Source organism: Thermoflavimicrobium dichotomicum (genome assembly GCF_900114055.1).
Taxonomy (GTDB): domain Bacteria; phylum Bacillota; class Bacilli; order Thermoactinomycetales; family Thermoactinomycetaceae; genus Thermoflavimicrobium; species Thermoflavimicrobium dichotomicum.
In genome coordinates this window covers 428,008-449,200 of the sequence record NZ_FORR01000001.1, presented here as the reverse complement: position 1 = coordinate 449,200, position 21,193 = coordinate 428,008, and the positions used below count along the sequence as shown (strand labels likewise).

Sequence of the window (21,193 nt, the reverse complement as noted above, 5' to 3'; positions counted from 1 at the left end):
GATCCTGGATCAGACAACGATTCGCTTGTCCCGTTTGTTACAAAAAAAGCAAGGATTTCTCCTTGCTCTATAAGCTTATTCGGTTATTTTCATCTTTCCTATTGGATCCTGAATCATGCTGGCAATGGTCCAACCCAGATATGTACTTAACGAAACCAGCTCGTGATGGAATCAAAGAGATCTCGGAAGAATAAACGAATGGAACTGGCTTCTTCGACATCGGCTTGGGCAGTCAACTGAACGGGGTCGATATTTTTGATTTCTTTGCCATTGTAAAGTACTTTCACTTGCCCTACGACGTCTCCTTTTTTTAGCGGCGCCTTCACTGCTGGATCAAACTGGACTTGATAAGTATATTTGCTATCTTCTCCTTTAAGTACAGGTGCCTTGACAGATGTCTTTACTCCTACTGGAACTTCACGTTCCACACCATTGGGGAGAGCCAGGGTAGAATGCTTTGGTACAGGTTGATTGGCGGTTAACATCGTTTTCAGTTCATAATGCTCAAATCCATATTCAAGCAGTTTTTTGGTTTCGATAAACCGCCGATCATCGCTTTTAGCCCCCATTATCACGGTAATCAAGCGCAGTTCCCCACGTTTCGCTGTACCCGTAAAACAGTATCCTGCTTCATCCGTGTGCCCTGTTTTGATTCCATCCACTCCCTCAAATGCGTGAGGAAAAGAAGGTAACATCAGATTCCAGTTTTTTATTTTCTCTTCACGTGATGTTCCTTCTCGTAATGTCTTTGTTTTCGTTTCAGTCGTTTTGAGTACTTCCGGATGTGTTTGAATCAATTTACGAGCAAGGATCGCTGTATCATGTGCAGACATGACATTATTCTCAAATTGCCTGTGTCCAGCAGGCATCGCTGGCATATACCGGCCGTATGATTTCTCGTCCAAACCGGACGCTGTACGAAACTGTGTATTCTTCATCCCCAGCTCTTTGGCTTTTTTATTCATTAATGCAACAAAGCCTTCTTCGCTCCTACCCACTTTTTCTGCCAGAGCGACCGTAGCATTATTGGCTGATTGAATTAACATGGCATCAAAAAGTGTTCGCACCGTTTCCTCTTTTCCTGGCTTTAAATCAATCTTCGCTTCCGGGATCGCCGCCGCACGTTTACTGATCTCTACCTTATCATCCCATCGAAGTTTTCCTGCCTTAATCTGATCCAACACCACGAATGCAGACATCATTTTGGTCATACTGGCAGGTGCACGCGGCTCTTCTGCATTATACTCAGCCAAAGTAGCTCCTGTTTCGAAGTCCATAATGTAATAAGCTTCTGCCTTAATATCTGGAAGCTTGGGCTGCTCAGCCGCTACCAAAGATGCAGGAAAACCAAACAAACAGAAAAAAAACAGCACAATCCCGCCAAGAAAACCCATTCCCCATCTTCCAGCCATTCCCAATCCCTCCTTCCTACATTACACTTTGAATATAACACATGCCGTATCACCACTGATTTTTCCATTCTATAACAATCTATTTAAAAAAAGAAGAAGAAGTAGAGAAATTCCCTACTTCTTCACAATTTTAAGAGATGATTCAAATGATAGTATTTCATTGTGTTCTGATTCAAACAAAATCAGCAAGCCCTCTTATCCATGATAATTGGGGGCCTCTTTGGTAATTTGAATATCGTGTGGATGACTTTCACGCAAAGATGCATTGGTAATACGAATAAAACGGGTTTTTTCTTTCAGTTCTTCAATGGTTTTTACTCCACAATACCCCATACCTGCCCGCAGACCACCAATCAATTGATAGACCGTATCGGCCAAAGGCCCTTTGTATGGCACACGTCCTTCAATTCCTTCAGGAACCAGTTTTTGTTGGTTTTCTTGGAAATATCGATCTTTACTGCCTGCTTGCATGGCACCAATGGATCCCATGCCACGGTATACTTTAAAGCGGCGTCCCTGGAAAATTTCCGATTCGCCTGGAGCTTCCTCTGTTCCCGCAAACAAGCTACCCAACATAACAGCATCTGCGCCTGCAGCAATGGCTTTGACAATATCCCCAGAGTAACGAATACCTCCATCGGCAATAATCGGGATTCCATACTGTCTTGCCACTGTTGCGCAATCATAAATCGCCGTTATTTGTGGAACGCCAATTCCTGCCACTACCCGTGTCGTACAGATCGATCCAGGGCCAATACCTACCTTGACCACACTTGCTCCTGCTTCAATCAAATCACGTGTCGCTTCTCCAGTTGCAACGTTTCCAGCCACAATGACGAGATCAGGATACTGCTTTCTTAAAGCGGCTACTGTTTCCAAAACACCTTTGGAATGGCCATGTGCTGTATCGACCACAATCATGTCTACTTCCGCTTCTACCAAAGCAGCTACCCGACGCATAGTGTCTTTTGCTACACCAACAGCTGCACCCACGAGTAAACGGCCATGTTCATCCTTTGCAGCATCTGGGAATTGTTCCGCTTTCTCGATGTCCTTGATCGTAATTAACCCTTTTAATACACCTTGCTCATCGATCAATGGCAGCTTTTCAATTTTATGCTTTTGCAAGATCGCTTCAGCATCTTTCAGAGTGGTTCCTACTGGAGCTGTCACCAGATTATCCCTCGTCATTACTTCGGAAATCGGTGTAGAATAATCGCGAACAAAACGTAAATCACGGTTCGTGATAATACCGACCAATTTTAATTGATCATCGACAATGGGCACACCTGAAATTCGATATTTTGCCATCAGCTCTTCTGCATCATGCACTTTATGTTCAGGATGGAGATAAAATGGATTGGTAATCACTCCACTCTCTGAACGTTTAACCCGATCTACTTCTTCCGCCTGTTCTTCCACTTTCATATTTTTATGAATAACGCCAATTCCCCCCTGGCGAGCTAGCGCAATAGCCAAAGATGCCTCTGTTACTGTATCCATCCCAGCACTGATCAACGGGATATTCAAACGAATCGAGTCAGCCAGTCGGGTACCTACATTTACATCCTTTGGCAGTACTTCAGACTTCCCAGGGATCAGTAACACATCATCAAACGTTAATCCTTCTTTAGCAAATTTTTGCTCCCACATTGATTAACAGCTCCCTTTCACAGATGTCCCAGATTTTTTGCTAGTGTAGCAAAGCTGGATTTTGACTGTCAATGATAAACAAATAGGTAGAAATCATCTGAAAAATGCTGGATAATTGTGCACAAATTGTGGATAACCTGTGTATAACTGTGGATAACTATGTGGATAAAAGGATAAAACAAAACGAACATTACCCTTAGGATAGGCAATGTTCGCAGAAATCATCCTCTGTCTTAATTCTCCTGTTCGCTTTCGTCCTCGTCATCTGTAATTTGAACACGGGCTACGGTAGCGACTTCTTCATCGCCTTCAACAGCAATCAGTTTTACACCTTGGGCATAACGACTCAAGACAGAGACCTCAGATACATTGATCCGGATGACGGTTCCCGATTGGGTGACGATCATTAAATCCTCTTCTTCAGAAATCACTTTGTGTCCGATCACAGGCCCTTTTTTCTCTGTCATGCTCAATGTTTTAATTCCTTTTCCTCCACGTGACTGTACCCGATACTCGCTTAATGGCGTCCGTTTTCCATATCCTTTTTTGGTAACAATGAGCACATCTTTACCCGGAATCACAATATCCATATCAATGACATGATCATCATCACCCAGAGTAATGCCTTTGACCCCGGTAGCCGAACGTCCCATTTCCCTTACCTCAGATTCATGGAAACGAATGGACATTCCCAAGCTGGTACCGATAATGATTTCTTGATCTCCATCTGTCAAGCGAACACTCACCAATTCGTCTTCATCCCGCAAGTTGATGGCGAACAGACCATTGCGGCGAATATTTTCAAACTCAGACAAAGCGGTTTTCTTCACAATACCTTGAGCTGTACAGAAGATGAGATAACTCTTGTCATCAAATTCCTTTACAGGAATGATCGCATGAATATACTCGTCTTGATCAATTTGAATCAGGTTAATAATCGGAGTACCTCGTGCTGTTCTACCCAATTCCGGAACTTCATAAGCTTTTAAGCGATAAACTTTTCCTTTATTGGAGAAGAACAGCAGATAGTTATGGGAGTGGGTGACAAAGAGATTTTGTACAAAATCATCCTCTTTCGTACCCATTCCGGTAACACCTTTACCGCCACGCTTTTGCGCACGATAACTGGATAGCGGCATCCGTTTGATATAGCCACGATGACTCATAATAATGGCAACTTCTTCTTCCGGAATGAGATCGGCTTCTTCGATGCTTTCTACATCCAGTTTGATACGTGTCCGTCTGTCATCTCCATACTTTTCCCTGATTTCGATTATCTCTTTTTTGACGACTTCACGAATTTTGGCTTCGTCCGCCAGAATCGCCCTCAGTTCAGCAATTTTTTCCTGAAGTTCCTGATATTCTGCCTCGATTTTGTCACGTTCAAGCCCTGTTAAACGTTGCAAACGCATATCCAGAATCGCCTGGGCCTGTTTTTCACTCAACCCGAATCTTTCCATCAAACCAGTCCGTGCTTCTCCTGCATCTTGAGAGGACCGGATCAATTGAATCACTTCATCGATGTGATCCAGAGCAATACGAAGCCCTTCCAAGATATGAGCCCGTTCTTCCGCTTTATTCAGATCAAACAGGGTACGCCGGCGAATCACTTCCACCTGATGCTCAAGATAATGATAAAGAACCTGTTTCAAGTTGAGCACCTTGGGTTGCCCGTCCACAAGTGCAAGCATATTGACGCCGAAGCTTGTCTGGAGTGAAGTGTGTTTAAATAAATTGTTCAATACGATCCGTGGATTGACATCCCGTCTTAACTCGATGACAACACGCATCCCATTCCGATCCGATTCATCACGTAAATCAGTAATCCCATCGATTTTCTTATCCCGCACCAATTCCGCAATCTTTTCGACCAGCTTGGCCTTGTTAACTTGATATGGCAGTTCTTCCACCACGATGCGCATTTTACCGCTGCCAGCTTCTTCAATACGTGTTTTCGCCCGAATTTGAATACTGCCCCGACCTGTCCGATAAGCCTTGCGAATGCCGTCTAAACCGAGAATAATACCGCCTGTTGGGAAGTCTGGTCCTTTGATGACTTTCATCAGGTCCTCAATGGCCGCATCAGGTCGATCAATCAGGAGAAGGATTCCATCAATGACTTCACGCAAATTGTGCGGTGGAATATTTGTCGCCATTCCTACTGCGATTCCAGCAGACCCGTTGACCAAAAGATTGGGGAAACGTGCCGGAAGAACTTTGGGTTCTTGCTTCTGTCCATCATAGTTCGGCATAAAGTCGATGGTATTTTTCTGAATATCGCGAAGCAACTCCAACGTAATGGGAGCCATTCTCGCCTCGGTATAACGCATGGCCGCCGGGGAATCCCCATCCACTGATCCGAAATTTCCATGTCCATCGATCAGCATATAACGATACGAGAAGTCTTGTGCCATCCGTACCATGGCATCATAAACTGCCGCATCTCCATGGGGATGGTATTGTGCTAGCACGTTTCCAACTACGTGTGCTGACTTTTTATAAGGCTTGTCTGGAGTCATCCCTTGTTCATACAAAGAGTACAGTATCCGGCGATGAACGGGCTTTAGCCCATCACGAACATCTGGCAAAGCCCGGCTAACGATGACGCTCATCGCATAATCAAGAAAGGATGATTTCATCTCATCGCTAATATTTACAGATTGAATACGTTCTGTTTCTGCCAAGTAGATCAACTCCCCATTGGTTTACAAAACAAGCTGAATAAGTTACACATCCAGATTGGCCTGATTTGCAAACTCTTGAATAAAGTCACGGCGTGGTTCAACTCGATCGCCCATCAACATTTCAAATACCTGATCTGCATCCATGGCATCTTCCAAAGAAACCCGAAGCAGTGCACGACTTTCAGGATCCATTGTGGTTTCCCACAACTGAGTGGCATTCATTTCTCCCAAACCTTTGTAACGTTGAATGTCCACTTTTCCTTTTCCGTTTTCTTCCATTTCCTTCAGAAGCTCTTCTTTGGCTTTGTCATTGTATGCATAACGAATTGTCTTCCCTTGTTGCAATTTGTAAAGTGGAGGCTGCGCAATATAGACAAACCCATTTTCGATCAATGGTCGCATATAGCGATAGAAGAAGGTCAGCAACAAGGTACGAATATGGGCTCCATCTACATCGGCGTCCGTCATAATAATGATTTTGTGGTAGCGAAGCTTATCCAAATTAAAGTCTTCGCCAATGCCTGTCCCAAGAGCCGTAATGATCGTGCGAATCTCATCGTTGGACAATGCTTTATCCAGCCGCGCCTTTTCCACATTCAGAATTTTACCTTTTAGTGGCAGAATCGCCTGGAACATCCGGTCGCGTCCCTGTTTGGCAGTACCTCCAGCGGAATCTCCCTCGACAATGAACAGCTCACTGATCTCCGCATTGCGTGAAGTACAGTCTGCCAATTTCCCTGGTAGTGAGCTAACCTCCAGCGCATTTTTACGACGGGTGAGCTCCCGGGCTTTCCGGGCTGCTTCCCGGGCACGGGCAGCTGTAACAGCCTTGCTGATAATTTTTTTCGCAACAGCCGGATGTTCTTCAAGGTAGGATTGGAAACGATCAGAGAACAATTGTTCTGTTGCTGTACGTGCTTCGCTATTACCCAGCTTGGTTTTGGTTTGTCCTTCAAACTGAGGATTAGTGATCTTCACACTGACAATAGCTGTTAATCCCTCGCGCACATCGTCTCCTGTCAGATTGCTATCACTTTCTTTTAACAGGTTATTGCGACGCGCATAATCGTTAATGACACGGGTAAGAGCAGATTTGAAACCTGCTTCGTGGGTTCCACCTTCATGCGTATGAATATTGTTGGCATAAGAGTAGATATTTGAAGAATACGAGTCATTGTATTGCATCGCAATTTCGATCTGGATCTGCTCTTTGGTTCCTTCGATGTAAATGGGGGGTTCGTGTAACACTTCACGATTGCGATTCAAGTGCTCCACAAACGAACAGATCCCACCATCAAACTGGAAAATATCCTTTCGGCCTTCTCCGCGCTGATCTTCAAGAACAATCTTGATTCCTCGATTCAGAAACGCCAGTTCCCGCAAACGATTTTGCAAAATGTCGTAATCATAAACAGTGGTCTCTGTGAAAATTTCTTTATCTGGCTTGAAGGTGATTTTGGTTCCCGTCTCATTCGTGTACCCAATCACTTCCAGATCCATCTCAGGTACACCGCGGCGGTAGCGTTGGCGATGAATTTTTCCTTCACGTTTTACCTCTACTTCCAGCCATTCAGACAAGGCATTGACAACGGATACCCCCACACCATGCAAACCACCTGAAAACTTATATCCCTCGCCTCCAAATTTACCACCTGCATGAAGAACAGTCATGACGACTTCCACAGCAGGACGTCCCATTTTGGGCTGAATTCCGACCGGAATCCCGCTACCATTGTCGATGACGGTTACACTGTTATCCGGGTTGACAATGACAATAATCGTATCACATCGCCCAGCCAACGCTTCGTCAATACTGTTGTCTACCACTTCCCAAACCAAGTGGTGTAGCCCACGGCTTGAGGTTGAACCGATATACATTCCTGGCCGTTTCCTTACCGCTTCCAATCCCTCAAGCACCTGAATTTGCGTTTCATCATAGCTGGTTTTTTGTACGGTCAATCTCGGTCACCTGCACTCTCATCAAATCGTAATTCTTTCCTGTTTGATCGAATCGCATTTATTTCCGATCATATTGGCTCTGTTCCGCTCTCTTCAACAACGTGAGTGAAGAGATGGGAGAGCCATAGATTTTTTGATCCGTAATCACATAGGCCTTTATTTCATCGGATGAAATCTGCTCAAATCGTCCTTTTTTATTTGCAATATCCAAAAAAGAAAAATAGGGATCCGCAGCATTGCTGCTTTGTGCATCGATGATGGCGATCACCTCACCAATGCGAATCATGCGATTCCCACCCAGGTGAATAAACACCGTCTCACCCCAGTTCGGTTATAATTCCTTGTCTTACCCGATAAATCCGTGCCTGCTCCAACGTGGCAGAGTCAATTCCTTCGAGATTGGTAGTCGTTACAAATGTTTGGACACGCCCGCGAATGGCGGTAAGCAAATGGGTTTTTCGTGAATCGTCAAGCTCTGATAAAACATCATCCAATAGGAGAATGGGATAAACCCCCATCTCCTGATGAATGAGCTCGATTTCTGCTAGTTTTAAAGACAATGCAGCCGTCCGTTGTTGGCCCTGGGAACCGAACGTATGCAAATCCAACTGATTGGCTTTCAGCCGAAAGTCATCCCGTTGAGGGCCAAGTAAAGTACTTCCTCGTCGTATTTCCTTATCTCGGATCTTTAACAATTCATTCGCGAAGATTTCTCTTAACTGTTCTGTTCTCATCCCATCATCGATCTGGATAGATGGAACATATTCTATCATAAGTTCCTCTTGTTTTTGAGTGATCGTCTGGTGAATTTCTTGCGCCCATTTTGTCAACATGCGTAAAAACCGGAATCGCTTCTCCCAAATGGGTACAGCCAATGACACAAATTGTTCATCCATTACGTCAAGCAGTGGTGAATATGTTTGCCTATTTTTGCCCAGCTCTTTTAAAAGGTGATTGCGCTGAATGATCAGTTTTGAAAGCTGAGATAAATGATGGACATAAGTTCGACTGACCTGCCCTATTTCCATATCCAGAAAACGACGACGAACTTGTGGACTTCCCTTAACCAAAGCCAAATCCTCTGGCGCAAACAAAACAGCTGGAAGAAACCCGATATATTGACTGAGCCGTGATTGTTCGATTCCATTACGGCTCACCTTTTTTCCTTTTTCGAAGAGTTGGACTTCCAGACGATGAATTTGTCCATCTTTTGCTACTCTTGCTTTTAAATGGGCCCGCTGTTTGCCAAATTGAATAAGTTCTCGTGGAGAACGAGAGCGATGTGATTTGCCAAGGGCCAGCACATAAAGGGATTCGAGGATATTTGTTTTTCCTTGGGCATTGGGTCCAACAAAAAGATGAAGTTCTTCTGGACACTTTAATTCGAGGGTAGCAATATTTCGATACTGATACAAATCCAAGGATTGAACACGCAAGATGGGCGCCCTCCCTTAAAGTTGTACCACTTGGACAATCCCATATCCTGCGATATCCACAATATCCTGTGGATAAATCTTTCTACCCCGGCGCAATTCAAGCTGTTGATTTACTTTTACTTCCCGTTCCTGTAAAAAAATTTTCGCCTGTCCTCCACTATCAATCAGATCGAGCTTTTTCAACAACTGACCAAGAGTGATATACTGGCCATCTATCTTTATTTGTCGCATAATTTTCTTCCTTCCTCAAGTTAGCGGGTACGGATTGGTACGATTAAGTGGAGGGAATCTTCTCGGTCTGCTGGCTGGATAATAAATGGAGTCATGACACCAGTAAATTGGATGCGTATGGAATCACTGTCAATCGAACGAAGAGCTTCCATCATGTAGCGGGCATTGAACGAAATGCTTAAATCCGGACCTGTTACTTTGGCGATTACTTCTTCCGTTACGCTTCCAATATCCTGTGCTGTGGATGTTACCTGTACCTTACCGTCATTTATTGTCCATTTTATCACATTGTCCCGACCTTCTCGGGTAATCAGGGATGCTCTCTCAACAGATTGTAACAATTCTTTCGTCGAAGTAATCAAAACAGTTTCCCCTGATTTAGGAATCACACGATTGGTATCGGGATAAACACCTTCAAGCAGGCGAGAATAAAATTCCAAATGATTGTTTTTGATCAAAATCTGGTTATCTGCCACGATCATATCAACATATCCAGAGCTGTCTGCCAAGGTTTTGGCCAATTCGTTCATGCTTTTACCTGGAATCACAACATTTTTCAGCACCAGATCCTCAGATCCCTCCACCTTGACTTGACGACGCGACAAACGGTGACTGTCTGTTGCTACACAAGTGAGAATTCCTGATTCCAGTTGCCATTGGACCCCTGTCAGTACACCCCTCGCTTCATTGGTCGCTACAGCAAAAACCGTTTGACGGATTACAGATTTCAACAAGTCAGCTGGCATCGTAAATACCTGTTCTCTTGGCAATTTGGGTAACCTTGGATACTCTTCGGGATCCAAGCCGTTTAACTGGAACTCTGCCTGTTCTGATCGAATAATCGTTTGAAGGCGATCGTTGACCGTCCACTCTACTTTATCTCCGGGCAGTTTACGTACAATATCGCCAAAAATCCGACCAGGCAAAACGATATCTCCCGTTTTTTCCACAATCACTTGCTCTTTGTCGTCCACCTTTTTGGGAACACGAACAGAAATGGTGATATCAGAGTTGCTTCCTGTCAGAATGAGCCCTTCTTCATCCGCTTGAACTTTAATTCCTGTCAGGATCGGAATGGTTGTTTTGCTAGAGACTGCTTTTGACACTTGTGAAACAGCATCAACCAATGCTGATTTGTTAATGTTCAGTTTCATACGAATGGCTGTGGAATGAGCAGTAGACAGTTCCATTGAGATCCTCCTTAAGATGAAAATCGATCACTTGTTTGTTGTGGACAGTTTGTTTCTGATTGACGCAAGATTCATGGGCAATTGCCTTATTTTATATTTATTTATTCTTAATTCTTTTTATAGTAATAGTAGTAGTAGGGGCTGTGGATATTGTGGATAAGTTGCCTGGGCCCAGACAGCAAGCCGATATTCGCTGTGAATAACGTGTGCATAAATGGGTACAGGTTGTCCACAGTTTTCCACAGACCCTATTTTATAAACCGCGTGTAATTCGTTTTTTTAGATTATCAATGACTTGTTTTAGTTGTGGATCATTTTTGAGCATCCGACTGATTTTTTCATGGGCATGGATCACGGTTGTATGATCCCGTCCACCAAAGTCTTCACCGATTTTCGGAAGGGAAAAATCAGTAAGCTCACGACATAGATACATGGCAATTTGTCTTGGAAAAGCCACCGTTTTGGTTCGTTTTTTACTTTTGAGATCATCGAGTCGCAAACGGTAATAGTTACATACTTCTTGCTGAATATGCTGAATACCTACCACTTTTGGTTGTGAACTGGAAATAATATCTTTTAGCGCTTCCTGGGCCAGTTCACTTGTGATGGGTTGATTCATCAAGGCGGAATAGGCAACGACACGGATGAGTGCGCCTTCGAGCTCACGGATATTGGTATCCACACGATCAGCGATATAAGCCAATACCTCGCTGGGAACATCCAGATTATCGGCGATGGCTTTTTTTCGTAAAATCGCAATTCTTGTTTCCAAGTCGGGTGGTTGGACATCAGTAATGAGCCCCCATTCGAAACGGGAGCGGAGACGATCTTCCAGGTCGTCAATTTCTTTGGGAGGGCGATCGCTGGAAATGATGATTTGTTTATTGTCTTCGTGCAAGGCGTTAAAGGTGTGGAAAAATTCTTCCTGTGTCTGTTCTTTTCCGGCCAGGAACTGAATATCATCGATTAACAAGACATCAACGGATCGGTATTTATTTCGAAAATCGTCTGCTTTATTGTCGCGAATAGCGTTGATAAACTCATTGGTAAATTTTTCAGAAGACAGATAAACCACACGACTTGAAGGCGAGTGGGCCTGTACATAATGACCAATCGCATGCATGAGGTGAGTTTTACCTAGTCCAACACCGCCATAGATGAATAAAGGATTATACGCTTTAGCTGGTGCCTCGGCCACGGCTAGAGAAGCGGCATGTGCAAAACGGTTGCCAGAACCGATTACAAATGTGTCGAAGGTATAACGCGGGTTTAACTGTGATTGGGGAGGTTGCTCTATTTCAACTGCTTCTTGTGCATGGAATGCGGAAGCCAGATGGTTGTCTTTTTGTGTTGCCGGTTGCAGGCTGACAAATTTCACTTCCATGTTGGTTCCCGTCATGGTTTGCAGAGTGGAACGAATCATATTGGCATAACGTGATTCTAACCAATCTCGGGCAAACTCATTAGGGGTGGTGATGGTTAAAGTATTGTCTCGAAAGTCAGTAGCTTCTGTAGCCTTGAGCCAAGTCTCGAAACTGGGCTTGCTAATCTGTTCTTTTAAGACTTCGAGTGCTCGAGCCCACAATTCTTGAATATGTTCCACCCATTTGCCTCCTTTCATTGAGAGAGGTGGTTAGCGGAAGTTATCCACAGGATGAAACGGTAGTGTAATAAGCGGAAATCGACTTACCCACAATATCCACATCCTTGTGGATTCTTTTTCCACATTGGTGTGGATAATAAATCACACACTTATCCACAATTGTGGATAAGTTCAAAATACAACATGAGTTATCCACTGGTAAAACAACAATAGAATATCAAATTATCCCAGTATTTACAACGAAAAAAGGAAAGTTATCCACAATCCACATCGATGTGGATTTTTTTTATCCACAGCTGTTGATATTGTGGATAACTGGTGGATAATCTCGGGATAACATGTGTAAAAAGATACCAGTACCGGAAAATTATCCACATGTGGATGGGGATGATTGAATATAGTTATCCACATGTGCAGGAAATAGACATGTAAAAGTGTTCACATGTGGATAACTGAAAAAGTTTTGTTCGTTTTCCCTTTGAGAATAAGGGGTTCCTTGACATTTTCCTTGAAAAGTCGGTATAATGTTAGAGATTGTCGACGGTTAAGCAAATCATAAGAGTAAGTATAGAAGGGAGGTTACCTGGGGACACAGTCGGATCTTTATCCGATCCGGTTCGCCCTGGTTCTTGGCAACAAAACCAGGGATCGCCAGGTGAGAAATATGAAACGCACTTATCAACCAAGCAAACGCAAACGGAAAAATGTACATGGTTTCCGTGCTCGTATGAGTACCAAAAACGGCCGCAAAGTATTGCGTAACCGTAGAAGAAAAGGAAGAAAAGTACTGTCTGCATAAGGTGATGGGGCCACTGGTTGCGTGGCCTTTTTTCCTATGTAAGCCTGGAAATTCGGGCATAATGGTTTTGTTGTTTGTTTAATCTGTCTTGTTTTTCATCATAATGAAAAAGGCAGATGGCATTAGGAAGGAGTATGTTTTTGCAACGTGTATATCGTCTGAAAAGGCGAAACGATTTTCGTCGTGTATTTCGAACAGGAGTATCTGTCGCAAATCGCCAGTTTGTCGTATATGTTGCCAAACGTTTGGAGGCGGGGCCGGCTCGGTTAGGAATCTCGGTAAGTCGAAAACTTGGAAAAGCAGTCGTTCGCAATCGAGTCAAGCGTTTAATCAAGGAAGTGGCCCGTCATTGGATGAAACATTTACGACCACAGACGGATATTGTTGTGATCGCTCGCAATCCTGTTGCGAACATGTCTTATGATCAAGTAAAATCTAGTTTGCGACATGTTTTCTATAAAGCGAATTTGTTTCAGTCCAACCCCGAAAAAAACAAGAAGGAGTAATGGGGTGAAATGATGAAACAGATAGCGTTAGCACTTATCCATTTTTATCGCAAGTTTATCTCTCCGCTTAAACCGCCTACTTGTCGTTTTTATCCGACTTGTTCAAGTTATGGACTTATTGCGATTGAACGCCATGGTTTTTTATTGGGTGGATGGTATACGCTGAAAAGGCTTTTAAAATGCCATCCGTTTCATCCAGGTGGGATTGACTTTGTTCCAGAAAAGAAAATAAAGCGGAAGTAGCAGATTTCAATATAGATTGATCTTTGGGACAAGGAGGAGTTTTTCTTGTATAAGCGGCGACGTCAAATGGCATTGGTCTTCCTGTTGCTCATGACCGTAGTACTGGTAGCCGGTTGTTCACCAAATATGAAGCCGATTACAGAACAAGACCGTGCACAGGCTGGCATTTGGGACAAGTTTTTGGTTATTCCCATGTCGGATATGCTGGATTGGTTTAAGGACGTATTGGGCAATTATGGTTTATCCATTTTGGTTGTAACCTTAATCGTTCGGGTTATTATCGCTCCTTTATATTGGAAACAGATTAAGAGCATGGAAGCGCTCAAAAAACTGCAACCCAAAATAAAAAAGTTGCAGGAAAAATATAAAAATAATCCACAGCAAATGCAACAGGAAATGTTGAAATTATACCAGATGCATGGATACAATCCCGCTTCTGGCTGCTTGCCGATGTTGATTCAATTCCCGATTTTGATCGCTTTTTATCAGGCGATTGTACGTAATCCGCATATTGCAGATGCCAACTTTTTGTATTTACAGTTAGGCAAACCTGATCCATACTTCATATTACCCCTTTTGGCAGCGTTAACGACCTTTTTGCAGTTTATCGTATCAACATCCGTTGCTGATAATCCACAGCAGGCACAGATGAACAAAGTGATGATGTGGGTCTTTCCTGTCATGATTTTCGTCTTGGCTTATAATTTTGCTTCAGCCTTATCCCTTTACTGGGTATATGGTAACGTTATTTATATTTTACAGTACCTCTTGGTCTTTAACCCATTGAAGCGCAAGCTGGCTCAGGAGGGCACAATCCATTGAACAAAGTCGTTGTGCAAGCCAAAACAGTGGAGTTGGCGGTTGCCTCTGCTTTAGAGCAATTGAACACAACGAGAGACAAAGTACAGATTCGTGTTTTGGAGCAACCAAAGAAAGGTTTTTTTGGATTGTTTGGAGTACGCGAGGCCAGGGTTGAAGTTGAGAGAATGATGGATCCAGTTGAGGAAGCGGTGGCTTTTGTCCAAAATGTGACGCGTATGCTTGGGTTCCAGGTAAGCATCCACATCAAAGAGCGTGGCAGTAGGAAAAAGCCGGTTGTTTTGGAATTGGTTGGAGAGGATTTAGGGCTTTTGATCGGGAAAAAAGGTTCTCGGATTGCTGCACTTCAATTTTTGGCTGAAATTGTTGCGAATCGACAGATCCCCAAGCTTCGTGACAAACGGCGATTGATTCTCGATGCGGATGGATATCGTGAGCGCCGAAAGGAAGCTTTGGTTGCATTGGCCCATCGTGTTGCTGAACGTGTCATTCAAACGCAAAAAGAAGTTTCACTTGATCCGATGCCAGCGATGGATCGTAAAATCATCCACCAAACTCTACAGAAGATGAAGCAAATCACAACCCATAGTGTAGGGAAAGAACCTTTCCGTTATGTGGTTGTCGGCTATAAATCCATTCAATCTCTCCGTGGGGAGTAGTGTCATCCAACTGCGTTCGAGCTTAAATCAAGTGGTTTTGAACAAAAGTGGATGATACTCTCTCTTGTTGGAGAGTTTTTTTGATTTAGGGATTTTTAGTATGATATGATGGATGAAATGTAAATATCTTGTGGCTGTTTGAGGTGAAAGGATGGAAACCGATACAATTGCTGCGATTTCGACTCCGCTTGGTGAGGGTGGTATTGCGGTTATTCGTGTGAGTGGTCCCGATGCAATCGCCATTGCGGATAAAATATATCAAGGAAAAGTAAAGCTAAGCGATGTTCCTACACACACAGTGCATTATGGTCATATTGTTCATCCGGAAACCGGTGAACGGGTCGATGAAGTATTGGTAACAGTTATGCGTGCTCCACGCACCTTTACACGTGAAGATGTTGTCGAGATCAGTTGTCATGGAGGCATGGTTCCTGTCCAAGCCACTTTAGAAGCGCTTTTATTATCAGGAGCGCGGTTAGCTGAACCTGGCGAATTTACAAAACGGGCTTTTTTGAATGGTCGGATCGATTTGTCTCAGGCAGAAGCAGTTATTGACCTGATTCGCGCCAAAACCGATCAGGCTGCCAAAATGGCCATTCAGCAGGCAGAAGGCCGCTTATCGCGCATGATTCGGCGTTTGAGGAATGACATTGTGGAGACACTTGCCCATTTGGCAGTCAATGTGGATTATCCGGAATATGATGCTGAGGAGTTAACCAGTCAATTTTTGGAAAAACGTTGCAAAGAGATTTTGCAGGAAATTGACCGTTTACTTCAGACTGCACGTCAAGGCAGAATTTTACGTGAGGGAATAGCGACTGTCATTGTTGGGCGGCCCAATGTAGGCAAGTCTTCATTAATGAATACATTGACCCAGGAAAATAAAGCCATCGTAACCGATATCCCCGGAACGACACGGGATGTCATTGAAGAATATGTGAATGTGAGAGGAATCCCCTTACGATTGTTGGATACAGCAGGGATTCGAGAAACAGAAGATGTGGTTGAGCGCATTGGGGTAGAACGTTCCCGTCAAGCTTTGGCACAAGCTGATTTGGTCCTGCTGGTGCTGAATCATGCAGAACCACTGACCGATGATGATCGGAAGTTGATACGGCTTCTCAAGGATTACACCAAAGTAGTCATTGTCAATAAAGTCGATCTTCCGAAGAAGATTGATCTGGATGAAGTTCGTTCTCTGATCGGGGATGCACCCCTGATTACCACATCGATCAAAGAGGAAAAAGGCATTGATCAGTTGGAAGAAGCCATCGCACGTTTATTTTATTTGGGTAAAATGGAGATAGCGGATCAAACCTATGTCAGCAATACACGCCATATACACTTGTTAAACCAAGCCAGACAAAGCGTACAAGAAGTCCTTTCAGGCATTGAAGCAGGAATGCCGTTAGATATGGTCGAAATTGATTTGAAAAATGCATGGCAATACTTAGGAGAAGTGATTGGAGAAGCAGTAGCTGAAGACTTGATTGACCAGATTTTCTCCCAATTTTGTTTAGGAAAATAGTCATGATCCAGGAACTGAATTCAGGGGATATTGCAATCCTTTACGAGATAGGGAAATTGACAGGTAGTGAAGGAAAAGGATAGGCTTACTGGAGGTGAGACCATGACATATCAAGCTGGAGAGTATGATGTCATTGTGATTGGCGCAGGGCATGCCGGTTGCGAGGCGGCTTTGGCTGCAGCCAGAATGGGATGCTCCACTCTTTTGATTACACTTAGTTTGGATACAATTGCTTATATGCCATGCAACCCATCCATCGGTGGTCCAGCTAAAGGTCATGTGGTTCGGGAAATTGATGCTTTGGGTGGGGAAATGGCTAAAAATATTGATAAAACCCATATTCAAATGCGGATGTTAAATACCGGCAAAGGCCCGGCTGTATATGCGTTGCGTGCACAAGCAGATAAATTTTTGTATCAACGTGAAATGAAAAAAACGTTGGAGAATGAGCCGAATCTGGAGCTCCATCAAAATATGGTAGAGCGGTTGATTGTAGAAAATGGACAGTGCCGGGGGGTCATTACTCGAACAGGAGCACGGTATTATTCCAAAACGGTAGTCCTGACCACAGGTACCTATCTGCGTGGCCGCATCATTATTGGGGATCTTTCTTATGAAAGTGGCCCCAATAACCAGCAGCCTTCCATTAACCTGGCCCATCATCTGCAAGAGTTGGGCTTTCAAATGGTTCGTTTCAAAACCGGGACACCACCACGTATCAATCGCAAATCGATTGATACCAGTAAAATGGAGATTCAGCCAGGGGATGATGTTCCCCGAGCTTTTTCGTACGAAACAACTGAATTCATTATGGATCAACTACCATGCTGGCTAACGCATACCAACGAAAAGACCCATCAAATTATCCAGGAAAATCTGCATCGAGCGCCAATGTATTCAGGGATTATTGAAGGAACAGGTCCACGCTATTGCCCATCGATTGAAGATAAAATCGTTCGGTTTTCTGATAAAAACCGGCATCAGGTTTTTATTGAGCCAGAAGGCCGGGAAACGGAAGAAATGTATGTACAAGGCTTGTCAACCAGCTTGCCTGAAGATGTTCAACTGAAGGTACTTCGCACGATTCGCGGTTTGGAAAAAGCGGAAATGATGCGGACTGGTTATGCCATTGAGTATGATGCAATCGTACCAACACAGTTATGGCCAAGCTTGGAGACCAAACTGGTGGAAAATTTGTTTACAGCAGGACAAATCAATGGTACATCGGGCTATGAAGAAGCCGCTGGCCAGGGACTGATGGCCGGAATCAATGCAGCGAGAAAGGTACAAGGAAAGGATCCCATTATTTTAGATCGTTCTCAAGCGTATATCGGGGTTTTGATTGATGATCTCGTGACAAAAGGAACAGGGGAGCCTTATCGCTTGCTTACTTCGCGGGCTGAATATCGCTTGTTGTTGCGGCATGATAATGCTGACTTGCGCTTGACAGATTTGGGTTATCAGATTGGATTGATTCCTGAAGAACGGTATCGTCGTTTTGTTGCAAAAAGGGAAGCGATTGAAAAAGAAATCGAGCGGCTCCGTAATACAAAAGTTCGTCCGACACCAGAAGTACAAGCGATTTTAAGAGAAATGGGTACATCTGAAATTAACAATGCTGTGGAATTGGCCAGTTTGATCAAGCGTCCAGAGCTAGGGTATCGTGAAATTTCCCTCATTTCTCCACCACCAGAACCGATTTCACCAGAAGTGGCTGAACAGGTAGAAATTCAGTTGAAATATGAAGGGTATATTAAGAAAGCACTACAGCAGGTGGAAAAGATGAAAAAAATGGAGGAAAAACGCATTCCTGACTGGGTGGATTATTCCAAGGTTGCAGGTATTTCTTCTGAAGCCCGGGAAAAACTGGAAAAAGTCCGGCCGATTTCTTTAGGTCAAGCATCCCGTATTTCAGGTGTGAATCCTGCAGATATTTCGATTTTGATGATTCATATTGAACAGGGTAACAAAGCCTTGAAAAAAGGATAAAAGTTACGTAAATGTGGGTCTGATCCATAAGATCAGGCCCTTTTTAAGGAAGGGGAATTTAGGTGAAAGAAGGAGATTGGTTAAGAGAGCAAGTTTGTTCTTTGGGAATCCATTTAACCGATGAGCAGCTGGCCCAGTTTGAGCAGTATTACCATCATTTAATTGAAACCAACCGGGTCATGAATTTGACGGCCATTACTGAGCCGCATGAAGTGTATGTCAAACATTTTTATGACTCTTTAACACTGGTAAAATCGATTCCCATGAAACAGGTAACAGCGTTAATTGATGTAGGAACCGGGGCTGGTTTTCCTGGTATTCCTCTCAAAATTGCTTTTCCCCATCTTCGGCTGGTCTTACTTGATTCCTTGAAAAAACGGGTAGCTTTTCTACAAGAAGTAGTAAGGAAATTGCAATTGGAACAGGTGGAATGTATTCATGGGCGAGCAGAAGAATGGGGTCAGAAAAAAGATTATCGTGAGTCATTTGATCTTGCTACTGCTCGTGCGGTAGCCAGGCTGAATGTACTGGCCGAATATTGCTTGCCTTTTGTGAAGGTAAATGGCTGGTTTGTAGCGATGAAAGGTGCAAACATTGCAGATGAAATCCAAGAAGCAAAAGGAGCCTTAAAAAAATTAGGACAAGCCGAGATCAAAGATATCGCTCTTACTTTGCCAGAAAATATGGGAGAGCGTCATTTGCTAATCATGGAAAAGAAAAAGCAAACTCCCAAAAACTATCCACGACGAACCGGGCTTCCAGCCAAGCAGCCACTTATTTAAAGATAAAAAAAGCAGCACATCATTGCTGCTTATTTTTTTATCCTAAATTGTTAATCAAGTTGTGCAAGCCACGTAAGGCAATTTTCCTTTTTTCTATCTTGTTCATTTCCTGGCGTTTCCGGCTACTATGGGAGAATGGAGTAAAGAAGTCTTCCCATTGGTTATAACCATAAGCATCTTCAAATTCAATGGTATCTGCCTTTAATGTATGAGCTGGGTTACTGTTATGAGATGAAGGAGTATAATATGAATCGTTTATTTCGTATGTTTCGTCTTGCATTGGCATATGGTTTGTATGAACTGAAGAAGTTATATCATTATATGGCGTTGTGGCTGAAGATGGAGAAGGGCGTTTTCGTGCTTGTGCTGGCCGGCTGACGATATTGGCAAACAGACGATTTTTCTTTTTTGCTCGCGAACGACGTCGTGGAGTAAATGGTTCAAAAGAAAGGGTTTCCGATAGCTCTTCCGCTTGTCTCACAGTCGATGGCTTATATGTGTCTAGCAGCGATACTGATTTTTTGACAATGGTTTCTTTTGTTTCTTCCGTATCGTTCTTTTGTTGTGAAGTTCGTTCAGGATTGGTTAGAGAGTGTCGGTTTCTACCAAGCAACTTTTTGCGCAGTTTCAGTTCCCGATCATATATGGAATCAATAGGAGAATCAAATGAATGATCCGATTGATCCGTTTCTACAGGTTTTTGCATTGATATTTCCAATGTTTGAGCGGTCTCTTCTGTTCCTGGAGCAGATAACTCCACTTTTTCATCCATTTGATTTTCCGGTTTTGAATTCAAAGGTTGGATGAGGGAAGTTGAGTTATGATTGAGATCGGATTGATATTTACGTCGTAATAATTTTTTCCTTAAGGATAAACCTCTTTCCTCCATAGCATTTAAGGAAGTATCATTTGCTTCTGGCTGTTCCAGACTTTGTTCTTTTGAAGATAACGATTGAACTTCCCATTCTTTTTGATTTTCAGTTTCGGTCTCTGTTTGAATGGAGAATCCATCTTCTTCACATTCGCTCTCCATGCCTTCGATCTCTTCCGTTTCTTCTTCAGCCACAACTTCGATATACTCACTTTCTCTGTGTAGCTCTTCCTGCTCCTCTACCGTTTCCACTGCCTCTTCCAGTTCGATGTCTTCTTCATCGACTTCAATCGTCTCCACGTCTTCTTCGTGGCACTCTTCCAGGGTTTCTTTGACCTCTTCTATCTCAGCATCGATTTCTTCAATGATTTGGGTCTCTCCGTCTTCAGTGAATGCAAAGGCTTCGTCCTCTTCCGTAGCTGCCACTTCTGCCTGTGATTCTTCCGATGCTTTGGATTGGAAAATATATGTTTTCAATTCATAAGTAGATGTATTTAATGTTTGGGTATGCGCCAGGATTTTGAATGGTTGTTGGTGGTCAGTGATTTCATCAGAAGTATTTTCATATGGAACCTGTACGCTCATCGAAGCAATCAGATTTGTCTCTAAATCAATATATAATACTTTTTTTCCCTGTTCTTCTAATGATGCGATCGCTGCTTTTCCATTTTCCCCTGTACCCAACACAATGAGATCATATAGTTTTTCGTGTTGCGACATGTTTGTCTGCTACTAAAAACATAGATAATAGTCCACTCCCATGATTGCCTGCATAGGCTAAAGAGGTGCAATGAAAACGATTGACAATAGGTATATTTCTCTTTGGGCA

18 protein-coding genes are annotated in these 21,193 nt (G+C 43.4%); 8 read left to right on the top strand and 10 right to left on the bottom strand.

Annotation, left to right across the window (positions count from 1 at the left end):
* Positions 1 to 146: 146 nt before the first annotated feature.
* The 9 genes from BMZ78_RS02100 to dnaA all read right to left on the bottom strand — a co-directional run bounded on the left by BMZ78_RS02100 (position 147) and on the right by dnaA (position 12,168).
* Positions 147 to 1,412, bottom strand: a complete 1,266-nt coding sequence (locus BMZ78_RS02100; protein WP_093227543.1) for a D-alanyl-D-alanine carboxypeptidase family protein — start codon at positions 1,410 to 1,412, stop codon at positions 147 to 149.
* Positions 1,413 to 1,607: 195 nt separating this feature from the next.
* Complete coding sequence (gene guaB, locus BMZ78_RS02095; protein ID WP_093227541.1) at positions 1,608 to 3,065, bottom strand: IMP dehydrogenase; 1,458 nt, start codon at positions 3,063 to 3,065, stop codon at positions 1,608 to 1,610.
* Between the two features lie 233 nt (positions 3,066 to 3,298).
* A complete protein-coding gene (gyrA, locus tag BMZ78_RS02090; protein WP_425263903.1) occupies positions 3,299 to 5,704 on the bottom strand; it encodes a DNA gyrase subunit A in 2,406 nt (801 codons plus the stop codon).
* Between the two features lie 87 nt (positions 5,705 to 5,791).
* A complete protein-coding gene (gyrB, locus tag BMZ78_RS02085; RefSeq protein ID WP_093227537.1) occupies positions 5,792 to 7,708 on the bottom strand; it encodes a DNA topoisomerase (ATP-hydrolyzing) subunit B in 1,917 nt (638 codons plus the stop codon).
* Positions 7,709 to 7,766: 58 nt separating this feature from the next.
* The gene (gene remB, locus BMZ78_RS02080) at positions 7,767 to 8,021 is read right to left on the bottom strand and encodes an extracellular matrix regulator RemB (protein WP_093227535.1); all 255 of its coding nucleotides are present in this window, start codon (positions 8,019 to 8,021) and stop codon (positions 7,767 to 7,769) included.
* Positions 8,022 to 8,025: 4 nt separating this feature from the next.
* Positions 8,026 to 9,144 (bottom strand): DNA replication/repair protein RecF, encoded by a 1,119-nt coding sequence (gene recF, locus BMZ78_RS02075; RefSeq protein ID WP_093227533.1) that lies wholly within the window; start codon positions 9,142 to 9,144, stop codon positions 8,026 to 8,028.
* Between the two features lie 15 nt (positions 9,145 to 9,159).
* Positions 9,160 to 9,375 carry a S4 domain-containing protein YaaA gene (gene yaaA / locus BMZ78_RS02070; RefSeq protein WP_093227531.1) on the bottom strand — a complete coding sequence of 72 codons (216 nt, stop codon included), beginning with the start codon at positions 9,373 to 9,375 and terminating at the stop codon, positions 9,160 to 9,162.
* A gap of 20 nt (positions 9,376 to 9,395) precedes the next feature.
* Entirely contained in the window at positions 9,396 to 10,529 is a 1,134-nt protein-coding gene (gene dnaN / locus BMZ78_RS02065) for a DNA polymerase III subunit beta (RefSeq protein WP_093227721.1), read from the bottom strand.
* Between the two features lie 289 nt (positions 10,530 to 10,818).
* Entirely contained in the window at positions 10,819 to 12,168 is a 1,350-nt protein-coding gene (gene dnaA / locus BMZ78_RS02060) for a chromosomal replication initiator protein DnaA (protein ID WP_139203248.1), read from the bottom strand.
* A 664-nt stretch (positions 12,169 to 12,832) separates the two neighbouring features.
* Between dnaA and rpmH the strand changes: the two genes are divergently transcribed.
* The 8 genes from rpmH to rsmG all read left to right on the top strand — a co-directional run bounded on the left by rpmH (position 12,833) and on the right by rsmG (position 19,493).
* Positions 12,833 to 12,967, top strand: coding sequence for a 50S ribosomal protein L34 (gene rpmH / locus BMZ78_RS02055; RefSeq protein ID WP_093227528.1), 135 nt, complete (start codon positions 12,833 to 12,835; stop codon positions 12,965 to 12,967).
* Positions 12,968 to 13,107: 140 nt separating this feature from the next.
* On the top strand, positions 13,108 to 13,473 hold the full coding sequence (gene rnpA / locus BMZ78_RS02050; protein WP_093227719.1) for a ribonuclease P protein component: 366 nt from the start codon (positions 13,108 to 13,110) through the stop codon (positions 13,471 to 13,473).
* A 12-nt stretch (positions 13,474 to 13,485) separates the two neighbouring features.
* A complete protein-coding gene (gene yidD / locus BMZ78_RS02045) occupies positions 13,486 to 13,716 on the top strand; it encodes a membrane protein insertion efficiency factor YidD (RefSeq protein WP_093227717.1) in 231 nt (76 codons plus the stop codon).
* Between the two features lie 45 nt (positions 13,717 to 13,761).
* Positions 13,762 to 14,538 carry a YidC/Oxa1 family membrane protein insertase gene (locus BMZ78_RS02040; RefSeq protein ID WP_245739695.1) on the top strand — a complete coding sequence of 259 codons (777 nt, stop codon included), beginning with the start codon at positions 13,762 to 13,764 and terminating at the stop codon, positions 14,536 to 14,538.
* Positions 14,535 to 15,194 (top strand): RNA-binding cell elongation regulator Jag/EloR, encoded by a 660-nt coding sequence (jag, locus tag BMZ78_RS02035; RefSeq protein ID WP_093227526.1) that lies wholly within the window; start codon positions 14,535 to 14,537, stop codon positions 15,192 to 15,194. The genes BMZ78_RS02040 and jag overlap by 4 nt, the downstream gene beginning before the upstream one ends.
* Positions 15,195 to 15,345: 151 nt before the next feature.
* Positions 15,346 to 16,722, top strand: coding sequence for a tRNA uridine-5-carboxymethylaminomethyl(34) synthesis GTPase MnmE (gene mnmE / locus BMZ78_RS02030; RefSeq protein WP_093227524.1), 1,377 nt, complete (start codon positions 15,346 to 15,348; stop codon positions 16,720 to 16,722).
* Between the two features lie 102 nt (positions 16,723 to 16,824).
* Complete coding sequence (gene mnmG / locus BMZ78_RS02025) at positions 16,825 to 18,711, top strand: tRNA uridine-5-carboxymethylaminomethyl(34) synthesis enzyme MnmG (protein WP_093227522.1); 1,887 nt, start codon at positions 16,825 to 16,827, stop codon at positions 18,709 to 18,711.
* A gap of 62 nt (positions 18,712 to 18,773) precedes the next feature.
* Entirely contained in the window at positions 18,774 to 19,493 is a 720-nt protein-coding gene (rsmG, locus tag BMZ78_RS02020; protein WP_093227520.1) for a 16S rRNA (guanine(527)-N(7))-methyltransferase RsmG, read from the top strand.
* 37 nt (positions 19,494 to 19,530) lie between these two features.
* Here rsmG and BMZ78_RS02015 read toward each other — a convergent pair whose 3' ends face one another.
* On the bottom strand, positions 19,531 to 21,084 hold the full coding sequence (locus BMZ78_RS02015) for a hypothetical protein (RefSeq protein WP_093227518.1): 1,554 nt from the start codon (positions 21,082 to 21,084) through the stop codon (positions 19,531 to 19,533).
* Between the last annotated feature and the right edge of the window lie 109 nt (positions 21,085 to 21,193).

Coding starts and splice junctions, on each gene's coding strand:
- BMZ78_RS02100 (WP_093227543.1), bottom strand. CDS start 1,412: ATGGCTGGAAGATGGGGAATGGGTTTTCTTGGCGGGATTGTGCTGTTT.
- rpmH (WP_093227528.1), top strand. CDS start 12,833: ATGAAACGCACTTATCAACCAAGCAAACGCAAACGGAAAAATGTACAT.
- mnmE (WP_093227524.1), top strand. CDS start 15,346: ATGGAAACCGATACAATTGCTGCGATTTCGACTCCGCTTGGTGAGGGT.
- mnmG (WP_093227522.1), top strand. CDS start 16,825: ATGACATATCAAGCTGGAGAGTATGATGTCATTGTGATTGGCGCAGGG.
- dnaN (WP_093227721.1), bottom strand. CDS start 10,529: ATGAAACTGAACATTAACAAATCAGCATTGGTTGATGCTGTTTCACAA.
- yidD (WP_093227717.1), top strand. CDS start 13,486: ATGAAACAGATAGCGTTAGCACTTATCCATTTTTATCGCAAGTTTATC.
- guaB (WP_093227541.1), bottom strand. CDS start 3,065: ATGTGGGAGCAAAAATTTGCTAAAGAAGGATTAACGTTTGATGATGTG.
- BMZ78_RS02015 (WP_093227518.1), bottom strand. CDS start 21,084: ATGTCGCAACACGAAAAACTATATGATCTCATTGTGTTGGGTACAGGG.
- yaaA (WP_093227531.1), bottom strand. CDS start 9,375: ATGCGACAAATAAAGATAGATGGCCAGTATATCACTCTTGGTCAGTTG.
- gyrA (WP_425263903.1), bottom strand. CDS start 5,704: ATGAAATCATCCTTTCTTGATTATGCGATGAGCGTCATCGTTAGCCGG.